This is a genomic window from Aquirufa nivalisilvae (assembly GCF_003143535.1).
Taxonomy (GTDB): Bacteria; Bacteroidota; Bacteroidia; order Cytophagales; family Spirosomataceae; genus Aquirufa; species Aquirufa nivalisilvae.
Genome location: NZ_CP029346.1, coordinates 2,213,937 through 2,229,828, shown reverse-complemented (window position 1 = coordinate 2,229,828; position 15,892 = coordinate 2,213,937). Strand labels below are relative to the sequence as shown.

Annotated in this window: 14 protein-coding genes; 10 read left to right on the top strand and 4 right to left on the bottom strand. The window is 39.6% G+C overall.

The window, feature by feature from the left end:
- Positions 1-9 precede the first annotated feature (9 nt).
- From HME7025_RS09540 to HME7025_RS09530, 3 genes are read right to left on the bottom strand one after another with little or no spacing between them, the layout of a single operon-like run.
- Positions 10-1,017: an aminotransferase class I/II-fold pyridoxal phosphate-dependent enzyme gene (locus HME7025_RS09540; RefSeq protein ID WP_109323415.1), complete on the bottom strand. Its 1,008-nt coding sequence runs from the start codon at positions 1,015-1,017 to the stop codon at positions 10-12.
- On the bottom strand, positions 1,010-2,032 hold the full coding sequence (locus HME7025_RS09535) for a dipeptide epimerase (protein ID WP_109323414.1): 1,023 nt from the start codon (positions 2,030-2,032) through the stop codon (positions 1,010-1,012). Before HME7025_RS09535 ends, HME7025_RS09540 begins: the two co-directional genes overlap by 8 nt.
- Positions 2,033-2,034: 2 nt before the next feature.
- Entirely contained in the window at positions 2,035-3,192 is a 1,158-nt protein-coding gene (locus HME7025_RS09530) for a molybdopterin molybdotransferase MoeA (protein ID WP_109323413.1), read from the bottom strand.
- Between the two features lie 87 nt (positions 3,193-3,279).
- Between HME7025_RS09530 and moaC the strand changes: the two genes are divergently transcribed.
- Positions 3,280-3,753 (top strand): cyclic pyranopterin monophosphate synthase MoaC, encoded by a 474-nt coding sequence (gene moaC, locus HME7025_RS09525; protein WP_109323412.1) that lies wholly within the window; start codon positions 3,280-3,282, stop codon positions 3,751-3,753.
- Between the two features lies 1 nt (position 3,754).
- Positions 3,755-4,414 carry a thiamine diphosphokinase gene (locus HME7025_RS09520; RefSeq protein WP_109323411.1) on the top strand — a complete coding sequence of 220 codons (660 nt, stop codon included), beginning with the start codon at positions 3,755-3,757 and terminating at the stop codon, positions 4,412-4,414.
- Here HME7025_RS09520 and HME7025_RS09515 read toward each other — a convergent pair.
- Positions 4,411-5,646 carry a replication-associated recombination protein A gene (locus HME7025_RS09515; protein ID WP_226998204.1) on the bottom strand — a complete coding sequence of 412 codons (1,236 nt, stop codon included), beginning with the start codon at positions 5,644-5,646 and terminating at the stop codon, positions 4,411-4,413. The genes HME7025_RS09520 and HME7025_RS09515 overlap by 4 nt on opposite strands.
- A 152-nt stretch (positions 5,647-5,798) precedes the next feature.
- On the opposite strand from HME7025_RS09515, the gene HME7025_RS09510 reads away from it, so the two are divergent.
- The 8 genes from HME7025_RS09510 (at position 5,799) to HME7025_RS09475 (ending at position 15,677) form a co-directional block, all read left to right on the top strand.
- Positions 5,799-6,722 (top strand): TIM barrel protein, encoded by a 924-nt coding sequence (locus tag HME7025_RS09510; protein ID WP_109323409.1) that lies wholly within the window; start codon positions 5,799-5,801, stop codon positions 6,720-6,722.
- A 131-nt stretch (positions 6,723-6,853) separates the two neighbouring features.
- Positions 6,854-8,188, top strand: coding sequence for an amidohydrolase (locus HME7025_RS09505; protein ID WP_109325081.1), 1,335 nt, complete (start codon positions 6,854-6,856; stop codon positions 8,186-8,188).
- Positions 8,189-8,263: 75 nt separating this feature from the next.
- Positions 8,264-10,387 carry a bifunctional aldolase/short-chain dehydrogenase gene (locus tag HME7025_RS09500; protein ID WP_109323408.1) on the top strand — a complete coding sequence of 708 codons (2,124 nt, stop codon included), beginning with the start codon at positions 8,264-8,266 and terminating at the stop codon, positions 10,385-10,387.
- A gap of 15 nt (positions 10,388-10,402) precedes the next feature.
- Positions 10,403-11,674 (top strand): TIM barrel protein, encoded by a 1,272-nt coding sequence (locus HME7025_RS09495; protein ID WP_109323407.1) that lies wholly within the window; start codon positions 10,403-10,405, stop codon positions 11,672-11,674.
- Between the two features lie 11 nt (positions 11,675-11,685).
- Positions 11,686-13,068, top strand: a complete 1,383-nt coding sequence (locus tag HME7025_RS09490; protein ID WP_226998203.1) for an FGGY-family carbohydrate kinase — start codon at positions 11,686-11,688, stop codon at positions 13,066-13,068.
- Positions 13,059-13,775, top strand: coding sequence for a (Fe-S)-binding protein (locus tag HME7025_RS09485; RefSeq protein ID WP_109323405.1), 717 nt, complete (start codon positions 13,059-13,061; stop codon positions 13,773-13,775). Before HME7025_RS09490 ends, HME7025_RS09485 begins: the two co-directional genes overlap by 10 nt.
- Entirely contained in the window at positions 13,762-15,129 is a 1,368-nt protein-coding gene (locus tag HME7025_RS09480; protein ID WP_109323404.1) for a lactate utilization protein B, read from the top strand. The genes HME7025_RS09485 and HME7025_RS09480 overlap by 14 nt, the downstream gene beginning before the upstream one ends.
- Positions 15,126-15,677 (top strand): LutC/YkgG family protein, encoded by a 552-nt coding sequence (locus HME7025_RS09475; protein WP_109323403.1) that lies wholly within the window; start codon positions 15,126-15,128, stop codon positions 15,675-15,677. Before HME7025_RS09480 ends, HME7025_RS09475 begins: the two co-directional genes overlap by 4 nt.
- The last annotated feature ends 215 nt before the right edge of the window (positions 15,678-15,892 follow it).

Genomic DNA, 15,892 nt, shown 5'->3' with positions numbered 1-15,892 from the left:
TCTGACATATTATTCCTGAAGAAGCTGACTTAATTCGATTAGGTCCGCTTTTTTTAATGTAGCATGAATCGAGGCTCTAGCAATGGCAGGATCATCCCATTGAGGATAAGAAAACTGGTTCATTTTAAATCCATTTTTTTCTAATCGTTGAATGATGCTTTCATTATCCGTGCAAAAAGAGGGATGACCTTCTGCCCATTGGATGGATGTACCCTTTAGTTCAGATTGGAATATGCCCACATTTTCTACAAGTTTTTCCCTTTGCTCATCATATGCCTCTTGGGCATGTAAGCAGGCATAACAAAAAGCCAAATTAGGAGGAGAGCTTCCAATCCAAATGGCTTCTTTTTTGATTTCTTCAATCAATTTTTTTGATCCTAAAATAATTCCTGCGGGGATTCCATAGGCTTTAGATAAGGAGGCTGTTTGAATGATGGTAGCCAAACTGTTTATTTGAATATCCTGAACGCCTATTCGGTGCGATTCATCCACTAATAGAATTTGATCAGAAAGCAGTTTTTGGGTCCATTCAAAATTAAATAATTCAACAATGGGCGTTCTAATGCCATCTGTTCCTAAAATCTTAACTTGGTCTAATATACCTGCTTGAATCCAAGCTTCTCTACTTCCTTCAAAAGGAGCATGTAAAAAAGTGGTGATAGCTGGATGACTGTGGGGCGCAAGGGAATAAGTGGCTTGGGGGAATTGTTTGAGCAAATATTGCAATGCAATCTGTCCAGCAGCAAAACCAGAAGAGCAAAGTGCCGCCGCTTCATGTCCATGTTTTTGCGCCAATACGTTCTCTAGATCATCCCAAACCGCGAATTGAATATTGTTTTTTCTAGAACTACCCCAGTTTTGTGGAAATAATTCTATCCCTTTTTTTAGTTTTTCATTAAATATGGGATGCTCACCAATTCCTAAATAATTGGTGCCACCTAGCCATCGAAAAGGTTTTCCTTCTACGTAAATGATTCGCCCGGGAATGGAATTAGCAAAATGGGTAAAATTAGCCATGCTGAATTAATTTTGCTCCTGTTCCTCCTTCTTTGGCATAAATGACATGCCCAAAATCAATACGTATTCCTTGAGAAATTTTATCGTCTACTAATAAGCATCCATCCATGTCCACATAATCCAATAATGGAAGTAGTTGGGCAATGGCCGAACAGCCAATGGTAGATTCAGTCATGCAACCTACCATGATTTTTAAACCTAAATTTCGGCCTTGTTGAATCATTCTTAATGCGGGTGTAATACCCCCACATTTCATCAACTTGATATTGATCCCATGGAAATATTCAGCACATTGTGCTACATCTGATTCCGTAATACAGCTTTCGTCGGCAATAATCGGTAAAACAGATTCTTTTTTCAATCGTTTCATTCCTTCCCAATTATCTGCTTTAAGAGGCTGTTCAATAAACTCCACTCCTAAAGCTTTTAACTTAGGCGCAAATTCCAAGGTTTGTTCAACCGTCCAAGCGGTATTGGCATCTACCCGAAATACAGCATCTGTTTCCTTTCTTAATGCTTCAATAATTTCAATATCTTGATTTGTCCCCAGTTTGATTTTATATAAAGGAAAAGGCATTTCCTTCATTTTGGATACCATGACATCTATTGTATCCATTCCAATCGTATAATCGGTTATCGGATTTTGGGAAATGTCCAAACCCCATAATTGGTGTAAAGCTTTATCATGTGTTTTGCCCCATAAATCCCAATAGGCTACATCCAGTGCACACAGGGCAAATGGGTGGTCGTCTAACAAATATTTGGACATCATTTTCCAAAAATCATTAGGGTGGGGGAGAATATCGCTAGGTAAAAAAGAACGGATACTCTCTAATTGATATATCATTTTCTCCATGGTCACGCCATAATAGGGTGTTTCAGTTGCTTCCCCAAATCCACTTTTTCCATGCCATGTTAATTCCACAATGAGTGTAGGTTGTACATCCCTAGATTCATGCGTAATGGTGAAGGTGTGCTTCAGGGGCAAGTCGAAGGTATGTACGTGCAATTCCATAGCTACAAAGGAAAATAAGTTAATTCATCATTAGGATCATTTGCTTTTTGCCACGCCAGGGCGTCGGCATGTTGCCAATGAACTAAATCCCCCGACCCATTATGTTGCAAGACTTTAGCTTGATGCTCTCTGGTCCACTGTATGGGAATCCAATGATCTAAATTGGCTAAAGGGGCTTGTAAGCCTTCTATTTTAACTTGAGGAAAAGGAGTTTTTTTATCTTGAATCCAAGATAAAAAATAAATGGAGAAACAAACCAAAGTGGAGATTGGATTTCCAGGAAATGCAAAAATTACTTTACCATCTTCTCGATTTCCTACCCAAAGTGGTTTACCGGGTTTTTGGGCTATTTTATGGAATTTGGCTTCAAAGCCTAAGTCCTTTAAAATGCCAGGAGTATAATCTTTTTTGCCTGCTGAAACCCCTCCCGAAAGTAATAGAATATCAACGGTTGACAAGCTTGTTTTTAGTGATTGAAGGATGATAGTAGGGTCATCAGGTAAATGATGGTGTTTAGAAGTTATTCCTACATGCTGCAAAGCAGATTGCATCATGATGGAATTGGAGCTTCGGATTTGATGATCTAATGGAGTTTCTTCTATGGAAACTAATTCGTCGCCTGTAGAAAAAACATGAATTTCTCCCAATTTCTCAACCCACAATTTGGAATAACCCACACTGGCTGCAATGGCAATATGATTGGCTTTTAATCGCGTTCCTTTTTTTAAAATGATTTGTCCTTGTTGAATATCACTTCCTTGCGTGTGAATGAAGCTCCCTTTTTCAATGGTGTCATTCTTGCTTGAAACCCACTTTTTGCCCTCTTTTTCAAAAAAATCTAGGTCTTCAATTTTGAGGACTGCCACGCAGTTTTTGGGCAGCGGAGATCCCGTCATGATTTCCCAAGCACCATTAGGATTTGAAAGACTTTTTTGAGTTTCACCAGCAAAGGCGATTCCTTCCAAAGCCCATTCTTTGATATGTATATTTCCAATAGCAATACCATCCATCATGACACGATCAAATGGAGGGAAATCGCGATCGGCTAATAGATCTTCCATCAAAATACCTCCTAAACAATGGATCAGCGGTAGATGAACTTTTTGCCTAGGAACGGGTATTTCTTGTAGAATTTGAAAAGCTTCTTGGGGTTTTAACATATCTTTTTTTGTACTCAATCTATAAATTTCTAAAAAAATCGCTGAAATGACTCAATAGATGTATTTTTGTTTTCAATTAGCATCAATATGGCAGCAGAATTTTCACATTTGGACGCTCAAAATCAACCGGGTATGGTGGATGTTGGAGCTAAAAATAGTACGACTAGAGAAGCAAAAGCTCAATCCATCGTCTATTTAGGAGCTGAAATCATCCAGCATTTTGAAGCAGCCGGTTGGCAAAATAAAAAGGGGAGTATTTTGCAAACAGCCATTATAGCTGGCACCATGGCGGCTAAAAAAACCGGAGATTTGATTCCTCTTTGCCATCCATTGGGTCTAGATGCTTGTTCCTTTGAAATGGATGTTCAAGCGGAAGAAATTGTAATTACATGTACCTGTCGATTATATGCCAAAACGGGTGTTGAAATGGAGGCCATGGTAGGAGCCAGTGTAGCCGCTTTAACCATTTACGATATGTGTAAATCTGTTTCCAAAGGATTGGTGATTCGCGAAACAAAATTATTGTCCAAATCGGGGGGTAAATCAGATTTTCAAGCTTAATATGTCATCACATCACATCATCCGAGATAAGCAAGAGCCAGCCTTAATCATCGCCAATGGAGAAGCTTGTTCTATGGCCATCTTAGAGCAATTGCTCGAATGGTCACCGATGGTCATTGTCTTGGATGGAGCCTTGGAGCGGGTAATTGAATTAGGTATTAAAGTAGATGTTTGGTTAGGTGATTTTGATCGATCGTTTAGTTCGGGAATGAATTACGACGATTATCCACTTAAAAAAGTACATACTCCTGATCAATTATATACTGATTTGGAAAAAGCTTTTCATTATTTAATTGAAGAAGGATTTCCAGCTGTGAATGTGGTTTGGGCTGCGGGTAAGCGCATGGATCATACACTCAACAACTTTCATTCCATGGCAAGGTATGGAAGAGACTTGAAAATTGTCATGATTGATGATTATTCAGTGAGTTATTTATTGCCACCTGTTTTTGAAAAATGGTATCCAGAAGGTACTTCCATTTCATTAATGCCCATGGCGGAGGCTAAACAAATATCAAGTTCAGGGTTATTGTATGAATTAGATCGATTGGATCTGTGTATAGGTCAAAGGACAGGTTCTAGCAATGTGACAAAGGCAGATGGGATGGTGAAAATCACTTATGAAAGCGGTCAATTGCTCCTGATGGAGTGTCATGATTAATCTTCTTTTTTTGAATTTTTAGGACGCATTTTATCTTCTGCTGGGTTATTAGCTGGCTGATAAAAGGTTGGGTATACATCTAATTCGGGCATGTAGTTTTGTGCTACCCAATGTCCAGGGTAATTGTGAGGATATTTATAGTCGGCTCCATAATTTAGTTCTTTCATGAGTTTCGTAGGAGCATTCCTTAAATGTAAGGGGACAGGTAAATTGCCTGTTTTTTCCACAAATGCCAACGCTTCATCGATGGCCAAATATGCTGAATTACTTTTAGGGGAATTGGCTAAATAAATAACAGCTTGAGAGAGGATTATACGTGATTCTGGATTTCCGATGACACGAATGGAATCAAAACAAGCTTGGGCTAACAAAAGTGCATTGGGGTTTGCTAAACCAATGTCTTCTGAGGCTAAAATAAGTAATCTCCGACCAATAAATTCCAATGATTCTCCACCTTGAAGCATTCTAGCTAACCAATAAATGGCTGCATTCGCATCTGAACCCCGAATGGATTTGATGAAGGCCGAAATGATGTCGTAATGCTGCTCCCCATCTTTATCGTATAAAGCTAGATTTTTTTGTAATCTTTCTGTAACCAAGGCATTGGTGATAGTCAATTCATTGGAATTAGCAGAACTGACTAGTAATTCAAATAAATTGTACAGCTTCCTGCCATCACCCCCCGAAAAATGGTAAAGTGCATCGGTTTCTTGAAGAGTGATTTTTTTGCTTTTAAATAGAGGGTCAATTTGAATAGCCCTTTCCAACATTTGAACCATGTGGCTTTCTTGCAAGGGCTGAAGAACATATACCTGACAACGAGAAAGCAATGCGGAAATAACCTCAAAAGATGGATTTTCCGTGGTAGCACCAATCAACGTGACAATACCTTTTTCTACGGCACCTAATAAAGAATCTTGTTGGGATTTCGAAAAACGGTGAATCTCATCAATGAATAGAATGGGCGAATTAGCTTCGAACATTCGATTTTTTTTAGCTAAATCCAAGGTTTCTCGTACTTCTTTTACTCCAGAAGATACGGCAGATAGTGTATAAATGGTCCTTTTTAAGGCAGTAGCCAATAATACAGCTAAAGTTGTTTTACCCACTCCGGGTGGCCCCCATAGAATACACGAAGGTAAGTGTCCAGCATCAATAGCTCTTCGAAGTGGCCCTTTTGGCCCCATCAAATGTTCTTGTCCAATATAGTCCTCCAATAGGGAAGGACGCATTCGTTCGGCGAGCGGTTGCATAGTCTTCGAAGTTACGCTTTTTAACTAAAATCTGGGATGGGGTTTGGAGGAATCAGGATAAATAATCTCAGAAAAGGATAAAAAATTCATTTAGAATTCTAATTTTGAAAGATAAATAAATCTAAATAATTATGAATTCATCGCGTAGATCATTTTTACAAAAGAGTGCAGTGGCATTAGGAGCTGCAGCCTTCACTTCTTCGACTTGGGAAGCTTTAGCAAATGCGAAAGCTAAGAAAATAGTAGGGGTTCAATTGTATTCCATTCGGGAAGACATGCGAGCTGATCCTATGGGTACATTAACTAAATTGGCTGAGATGGGCTACAAATATGTAGAACATGCCAACTATGTCAATCGTAAGTTTTATGGTTGGTCAGCACAAGAATTTAGAAAGAGATTAGATGGATTAGGCTTGAAAATGCCTAGTGGACATACCGTGATGGGTAAACAACATTGGGATGAGTCGAAAAAAGAATTTACTGATTTGTGGAAATATACGGTAGAAGATGCCGCTGTATGTGGACAAGAGATTGTAATAAGTCCATCTTTGGATAAGTCGATCCGAACCTCATCAAGTTTGTTTAAAACTTACATGGATGTATTCAATAAGTCGGGAGAGTTATGCCAAAAATCAGGTATGCGCTTTGGCTATCACAACCATGATTTTGAGTTTTCTGAGAAATTGGATGGAGTGACTTTATTCGATTTAATTATGGAAAATACAGATTCTAAATTGGTTGCTCAGCAATTAGATATAGGTAATATGATTAATGGTGGGGGTGTTCCAGCAGAAATTTTGAAAAAATATCCAGGTCGTTTTGTCTCCATGCACGTGAAAGATGAGATTGCATCGGCGCCAGGTCATGGCGAAAAATACGAAAGTACGATTTTAGGTACTGGTATTATTTCTGTGTTGGAGATGGTGAAGTTGGGAGAAAAGAAGGGTGGAACGAAGCATTTCATCATTGAGCAAGAATCATATCAAGGCAAAAAGCCAATTGATTGCGTGAAAGAAGATTTAGAAATCATGAAGAAATGGGGTTACGTTTCTTAGAGATATGGTAAGCCTGACGGATATGAAATCTTGAAGCTATCATACGATTTGATTTTTTGTATATTGCATCCACTAAATTGTCAAGGAAAGAGCTCAGCTCTTTCCTTTTGTTTGATATAAAAAACATGGATATGAAAGCATTTATTACTTTACCCACTTTATTGCTCTTGGGGCCATTGGCCTTTTCACAAGCTTCACTTAAGCCGATTATCAACCAAAAAGCTCGAGCAATAGAATCTAAAACAATTGCTTGGAGAAGGGATTTTCATGAGCATCCTGAATTAGGAAATAATGAGATTCGGACTGCAGGGATCATTGCAGCCCATTTAAGATCTCTAGGGATTGAAGTACAAGAAAAAGTAGCTAAAACAGGAGTAGTTGGGATATTAAAAGGGGGTAAGCCTGGTCCTGTGGTTGCTTTAAGAGCAGACATGGATGGGCTACCCGTGACGGAACGAGGCGATTTGCCCTTTAAGTCGACGGTAACTACAGAGTACAATGGCCAGAAAACGGGAATTATGCATGCTTGTGGACATGATAGTCACATGGCTATCTTAATGTCTGTTGCAGAAATTTTAGCTTCGGAAAAGAGTCATTTAGCGGGAACCGTGAAATTTATTTTTCAACCTGCAGAAGAAGGAGTTTACGGGGCAAGAGGAGAGAAAATTGTTTCTGGAGCCGAATTAATGGTTCTGGAGGGAGTGTTAGAGAATCCTAAGGTAGATGCTATTTTTGGATTGCATATTATGGCGGAAGCAGCAGCAGGAACCATACAGTATCGTCCTGGGGCTACTATGGCTGCAGTAGATGAGTTGGATATACAGGTAAAAGGTAAGCAAGCGCATGGGGCTTATCCATGGCAAGGAATTGACCCAATTGTTATTTCTTCTCAAATCATCCTGGGCTTACAGACTATTGTGAGTCGGAATGTGAATTTACCTGAAGATCCAGCTATCGTGACAGTAGGAGCTATACATAGTGGAATACGGTATAACATTATTCCTGAAAGTGCGAGTATGATCGGTACGATTAGGACTTTTGGTACAGAACAAAGAAAATTAGTTCACCAGCGAATTACAGATATCGCGACAAACATTGCCAAAAGTGGAGGTGCACTGGCAGACGTACACATCGGTACGGGTTATCCTGCAACGATCAATGATGTTAACTTAGTAGATAAAATGCTTCCGGCGCTTATAGAACTGAATGGACGAGACAAAGTGCTTTTAAAGCCTGCGCATACAGGTGCGGAAGATTTTAGTTTTTTTCAAGAAAAAATCCCGGGATTCTTTTTCTTTTTAGGAGGAAGATCTTTGGATAAGTTGAACGTACCAGTGGCAAGTCATCATACTCCTGATTTTCAGATAGATGAGTCCGGATTTCAGCTTGGAGTGAAAGCATTGAGCCATTTAGTGGTCGATTATTTTGAACAAGCCATGCCTGTGGCAAAAAAGAGTAAGAAATAAAAATAGGACTGTCCTTATAAAGACTAGGACGGTTTTAACTTGACAAGATTTAATTTTACTGAAAAAAAAGGAGATATGTCCCAAAATTATCAGCATGTATCCTACCTATGGGAGGATTCAAAAGCAGCGTCTTTATCTGGAAACGAGGTAGATTTATTTATTTACAGATCCAATATACTTGGAGCAGATTTAAGAATTACGAACTATGGAGGTGGTAATACCTCGGTCAAAATAAAAGATAAGGATCCCTTAACAGGACAAGAGACAGAAGTGATGTGGATTAAGGGTTCAGGTGGAGACATCGGTACCTTGAAGAAATCAGGATGTGCAGCCTTGTATTTGGATCGTTTATTAAGTTTAGAGAATGTCTATCGTGGTTTAGAGCATGAGGATGAAATGGTGGAGTTATTTAACCATTGTATTTTCGATTTAGCATCTAAAGCACCTTCTATTGATACTCCATTGCATGGTTTCTTACCATTCAAGCACATCGATCACTTGCATCCGGATGCGGCTATTGCTATTGCAGCTGCCAAAGACGGTAAGAAAATCACAGAAGAATTATTTGGAGGACAGATTGGTTGGGTTGGCTGGCAGCGTCCTGGATTTGATTTAGGTCTGCAATTGCGTGCTTGTTTACAAGAGGCAGCAGCTAAAGGAATTCAATTACGCGGTATCATGTTAGGTTCACATGGATTGTTTACCTGGGCTGATACATCCTACGATTGTTATTTAAACACGTTGGATGTCATTGAAAAGTGTGCTGAGTACATCAAGCAAAATGAAGGAAAGACAAGACCGGTTTTTGGTGGCCCTAAAATTGCTTCACTAGAAACAGATAAGCGTATTTCTCAAGCGAAGGCTATTGCGCCAGTATTGAGAGGTTTCTGCTCTTCTTATGTTCAAATGATCGGTCATTTTTCTGATGATGAGCGTGTACTTCAGTTTATCAACTCGAATGATTTGGATGTATTGGCTCCACTAGGAACCTCTTGCCCAGATCACTTCCTTCGTACCAAAATTTCCCCACTGGTATTGAACTTGAAACCAGATCAGGATTTATCTGATGTGGAAGGAATTAAGGCACAAATTCAGCCTTTGTTTGAGGCATATCGTGTTATGTATGCCGAATACCATGCTACTTGTGCACGTCCGAATAGTCCTGCCATGCGTGACCCTAATCCGGTGGTTATTTTATACCCAGGAGTAGGTATGTTTACTTTCGCTAAAGATAAGCAAACAGCTCGTGTAGCGGCAGAATTCTATACGAATGCCATTAATGTCATGCGCGGTGCAGAGGCTATTTCAAAATATACTTCATTACCTCGTCAAGAGGCATTTGATATTGAATATTGGTTATTGGAAGAAGCCAAATTACAGCGTATGCCAAAACCTAAGAGCATGTCGGGCCGTGTGGCTTTTGTAACAGGTTCAGCAGGTGGAATTGGTAAAGCTATTGCTAAGAAAATGGCTCAAGAAGGTGCTTGCGTTGTGATTAATGACGTGAATGCTGAGCGCATGGAGGAGGCAAAGAAGGAATTTACAGCCTTGTTTGGTAAAGATTCTGTATCGACTGTCTTAGCCGATGTTACAAGTCAAGAATCCATCGAAAATGCGATGGGAGAAGCTTGTTTGGCTTTTGGTGGAGTAGATGTAATTGTGAACAATGCAGGTATTAGTATTTCAAAAGGTATTTTAGAGCATACTCAGCAAGATTGGGATCGCTTATTTGATATTTTAGTGAAAGGTCAGTTCTTGGTTAGCCAAGCAGCTGTAGCTATTATGCGTAAGCAAAATTTAGGAGGGGATATTGTGAATATCGTTTCTAAAAATGCATTTGTAGCAGGACCTAATAACGCAGGTTATGGTTCAGCGAAGGCAGCACAGGCTCATATGACGCGTTTATTAGCAGCTGAATTAGGACCAGATCGCATTCGAGTGAATACGGTTAATCCAGATGCTGTTATTGCGGATTCTAATATTTGGGCCGGAGGTTGGGCAGAAGGACGCGCTAAGGCATATGGAATTAAGGTAGAAGAATTACCTGCTTTCTATGCAAAGCGTACTTTATTGAATCAATCTATTTTACCAGAAGATATTGCCAATGCTTGTTATGCATTTGTTGGCGGATTGTTGCATAAATCTACCGGAAATGCATTGAATGTGGACGGAGGAGTAGCAGCAGGATTTTTACGTTAAATCGGAGAGAATTACATGTTTGTTGGAGAAAAATTACATGACCACAATGCGCTTCGTTTATCAGCGCACGAAAGAAGATATACTTTTATTAATTCAGAGGTAGCCATTCCATCTGATTTGATATCTAAATTGAAGGATTTTCAGATCGCGATTCCATCTTGGGCCTTGGGCACAGGTGGGACGCGATTTGGTCGTTTTTCAGGAGGTGGAGAACCTCGTAATTTGGAAGAAAAAATTGCAGATGTAGGTTTATTGCACGCATTGAACCAAACTTCAGGAGCAATTTCCTTGCATATTCCTTGGGATAGTACTACTAATCCAGCGGCCATTAAAGCCTTAGCAGCTCAGCATGGTTTAGCCTTTGATGCTGTTAATTCAAATACTTTTCAAGATCAAGCGAATCAAGCATTGAGCTATAAATTTGGTTCATTGCAACACGTAGATGCAGCGGTAAGAAAACAAGCAGTTCAACATAATATAGAGGTAATTCAACAAGGAATTGAGTTGGGTTCTAAGTCTTTGACCGTTTGGTTGTCGGACGGTTCTTGCTTCCCTGGGCAACTGAACTTCAGAAAAGCCTACGAACGTACCGTTGAAAGCTTAAAAGAAATATATGCAGCTTTACCGGGCGACTGGAAGTTGTTTTTAGAATACAAAGCGTACGAGCCTAATTTCTATTCAACTACAGTAGGAGATTGGGGCCAATCATATTCCATGGTGAATAAATTGGGAGAAAAAGCATATACTTTAGTGGATTTAGGTCATCATTTGCCCAATGCCAATATTGAGCAAATTGTTTCATTATTGTTGATGGAAGGTAAATTGGGTGGTTTTCATTTCAATGATTCCAAATACGGTGATGATGATTTAACTGCTGGGTCCATTAAACCTTACCAGCTATTCTTGATTTTCAATGAATTAGTGGATGGGATGGATGCCAAAGGGATGAATCATGCCAAAGATTTGGGTTGGATGATTGACGCCTCTCATAATGTAAAAGATCCACTAGAAGATTTGTTGCAATCGGTTGAAGCAATTCAAATGGCTTATACCCAAGCTTTATTAGTTGATCGCGCCGCATTAGAAGTCGCAAGAAACGCGAATGATGTGGTGGCATGTCAGGAGATTTTACAAACTGCTTTCCGCACGGATGTTCGTTCGCTAGTAGCACAAGCTAGATTGGAATTAGGCGGAGCCTTAGATCCTTTGGCTTTATTCCGTGACTTAGGTATTAGAAATCAATTGATTCAAGAAAGAGGTGCCAAGACCCAGGCTACGGGATTATAAAGATGTCAGTGGTGGAGAAACTTCCTGTAATTGCAATTTTTGATATTGGCAAAACCAATAAGAAATTATTCCTTTGGGATAAGAACTACCAGATTGTATTAGAGAAAAGCCAAAATTTTGCTGAGATTCCAGATGAAGATGGATTCATGGGTGAAGATTTGGCTGCAGTGCAAGCGTGGGTATTGGCTTCTTTTGCCGAAGTACAACAAGATCCTCGATTCGATATTTTAGCCTTGAATTTTTCTGGTTACGGAGCCACCGTTGTATTTATCAATGAGCAAGGAGAATCCGTTTTACCTTTATATAATTATTTGAAGCCATTTCCTGCTGATTTAGCTAGTGCATTTTATGCACGTTATGGTGGAGAATCAGAAGTTGCTCGAGCTACGGCATCACCTATTTTGGGGAGTTTGAATTCGGGCATGATGGCTTACTGGATGGCAAAAGCCACCAAAAATCAAGATAAAGGAATTCGTTGGGTATTACATTGGCCCAATTATTTGTCGAGTTTGTTTACCCACCAATTTTACACAGAATTAACCTCCGTAGGTTGCCATACTCATTTGTGGGATTTTGACCATCAACGTTATCATGAATGGGTAGAAAAGGAAGGATTGATACAGATGCTACCACCAACGGTATTGGCACATCAAACATTTCCTATGAATGGGTCCAACTTGCCTGTTGGAGTGGGTTTACACGATTCCTCTTCTGCATTAATTCCTTACTTGAAGCAATTTAAAGAGCCATTTTTATTGTTGTCGACAGGTACATGGTGTATTTCTATGCACCCATTCAATGCGCAGCCATTGACTCCAGTTGAATTGAAAAACGATGTTTTGTCATTTTTGCAATACAATGGTAAGCCAGTTAAAGCCGCTAGATTGTTTGCTGGAAATGAACATGAAATTCAATTAAAAAGATTACAAGCTCATTTTGGCGTAGATAAAAAAGCCCATTTAACGGTACCCTATTCTACCCATTTGAATTCACTACTTAGTCATCAAATAGAAAATAAGATGCCTTCCTTGAAAGAGGCAAATGCTGCATTTTTAGCTAATTCAGGCTTTGATTCTCGTGATTTAGGTGTTTTTGAAAATTTCGAACAAGCATACCAACAGTTTATGGTAGATTTGGTTGTTCAGCAAATATATTCGTTACGCCTCCTATTGGACTCATCTCCTGTTGATCGCATTTTAGTAGATGGAGGATTTAGTAAAAATGAAATTTATATGCAGCTTTTGGCATATGCATTTCCAGAAGTTGCTATCTATGGTGCCGAAGTAGCACAGGCTAGTTCTTTAGGAGCAGCCTTAGCCATACATTCAACCTGGAATGATCAAGAAATACCCATTAATTTGGTGAGCCTAAAAAGATATGAAGCATGCGAGTAGCCTTATTTGTTCCTTGTTACATTGATCAATTTTATCCACAGGTAGCAATAGCTAGTTTAGAATTATTGGAGAAATTGGGATGTGAAGTCATTGTGCCAGCCAATCAAACTTGCTGTGGGCAACCCATGGCGAATTCAGGTTTTGCACATATTACAGGGGGGTGTGATACGAATTTTTCAACTAATTTCTCAGGCTTTGATTATATCGTGGGACCATCAGGATCTTGTGTATTGCATTTGAAAGAACATCATCCAGATTCAAAAATCAGATCAAGTGTATATGAAATTTGTGAGTTTTTAGTTGATGTCTTGAAGGTAAAATCATTGCCATCTTATTTTCCACATAAGGTAGGCTTGCACCAAAGTTGCCATGGTCAGCGAGGATTGCGCATTTCCTCCATGACTGAATTGAATGAAAAGCCTTTTTCTAAGTTGACTTATTTATTGGATTTAGTAAAAGGTTGTGAGTGGAAATATCCAGAGCGACAAGATGAATGTTGTGGGTTCGGCGGTACATTTTGTGTGACAGAAGAAGCTGTTTCGGTTAAAATGGGCCAAGATCGAATACTAGAACATCAAGCCAATGAGGTAGAATACATCGTAGGGGCAGATACTTCATGTTTAATGCATATGGAAGGGATTCTGAAACGTTCGGCATCAAATGTAGGAGTGAAACACATTGTAGAAATATTGAATGCACATGCTTAGTCACGCGGAAGCTTCTGAGAAATTCATTGCCAATCAAGAAAGAACGGATTGGCATGATGATACCTTGTGGTTTGTAAGAGCCAAACGAGATAAGGCTAGTAAGTTGCTTCCTGAGTGGGAGGCATTACGAAATCAAGCTTCTCAAATTAAGGAGCATATGCTTAGTAATTTGTCTCAATATCTCTTGGAGTTTGAGGCAAATGCACAAGCCAATGGCGTTCAAGTTCATTGGGCGAAAGATGCTCATGAACATAATGAAATCGTATATTCCATCATTCAAAAACATGGAGATAAGGCTTTGGTGAAAAGCAAATCGATGTTAACTGAGGAATGTCATTTGAATGCTTATTTAGAGCAAAAAGGAATTGATGTAGTTGATACAGACTTGGGCGAGCGTATTGTTCAGTTTAGAAAAGAAGTACCTAGTCATATTGTATTGCCAGCCATTCACCTAAAAAAGGAGGATGTTGGAGAAACATTCCATCAACATTTAGGAACTCCCAAGGGTAATAAGGATCCACAATTTTTAACAGAAGCAGCTAGAATTCACTTGCGAGAGAAGTTCTTAGGAGCTAAAGTAGCCATTACTGGGGTCAATTTTGCTGTTGCCGAAACGGGTGAATTTGTGGTTTGTACCAATGAAGGTAATGCTGATATGGGTGCCCATTTGTCGGATGTGCATATAGCTTGTATGGGGATTGAAAAAATTATTCCTAAGCGACAAGACTTAGGTGTTTTTCTTCGTCTTTTGGCACGCAGTGCGACAGGACAATTGATTACAACCTATTCAAGTCATTTTGCCAAACCACGTGACGGTCAAGAAATGCACATTGTTTTGGTGGATAACGGTCGTTCGAGGCAATTGGCTCGTGATGAATTTAGAAATTCGTTAAAGTGCATTCGATGTGCTGCTTGTTTTAATACCTGTCCCGTTTATCGTAGAAGTGGTGGGCATAGTTATCACCAACCAGTAGCGGGTCCTATTGGGTCCATTTTAGCGCCTAATTTTGATAAAAAGGCTAATGTAGATTTGCCATTTGCTAGTACTTTATGCGGAAGTTGTTCTAATGTTTGTCCTGTTAAAATCAATATTCATGAGCAGTTATGGTTTTGGCGACAAGATTTAATGAAAGAAGGATTGGCACCGGCAGGTAAAGTATTTGGTATGAAATTGATGGCATGGCTGATGTCAAGCCCCGCTGTATTTAGAATGGCTGGGGGAATTGGTAGAAAAGTCATGAATTGGTTTCCATTTTTAGTGAACAATGGAATGAATCCATGGTATAAGCAAAGGGAAATGCCTTCGCCTCCCAAACAAAGTTTTCAGGAATGGTATAAATCGAATCGATCATGAGTAGTCGGGAAGAAATAATCAAGGCTTTGCAGGAAGTGAAAGTGCCTGCTAAGGCATATCCAGGGGCATTCACGGCACAGGTGATTGGAGATGATATCTTGGCAGACTTTCTCCATGCTATGGTAGTAGTTAGTACTACTGTTATTCAAGTGAAAGCAGCAGCAGATGCCCCTCCAGCATTAGATAAACATTTTCCTAACATGCAACGCGTTCGTCTGAACCCATTAGCAGATGGATTAAGTTTAGCGGATATCGATGTATTGGAAATAGATGGGGATTTTGGTGTGGCTGAAAATGGAGCCATTTGGTTGGATGACTCCACCTTACCGCATCGTGTGGCACCGTTTATTTGCCAACATTTAGTGATTTATTTATCTCAAAAGAATCTTTTACCCACTTTGCAAGAGGCGTATATACGCTTGGGTGATAAACAAACAGGCTTTGGTGTCTTTTTATCGGGCCCATCCAAAACAGCAGACATTGAGCAATCGTTGGTGATTGGTGCTCATGGTGCTAGGAGTTTGGTGGTGGTGTTGACCGAATGCTAAACGCTGGCAAGGTTCCGAACCTTGACAGCGTTGCGTGAAGACAGACATTTCGAAGCAAAGGTCCTTCGGTCAACGATTTTATTTCTAAATTATTGGACCAGTAAATTGATTTTGACAGGATTGATTGCTCAATAATCCCAATACTCCTTTTCAATAAATTGATAATTTCTTCAGTCATATCCATTGGCCAAAGAGCAAGAATAAAATTGCATCCA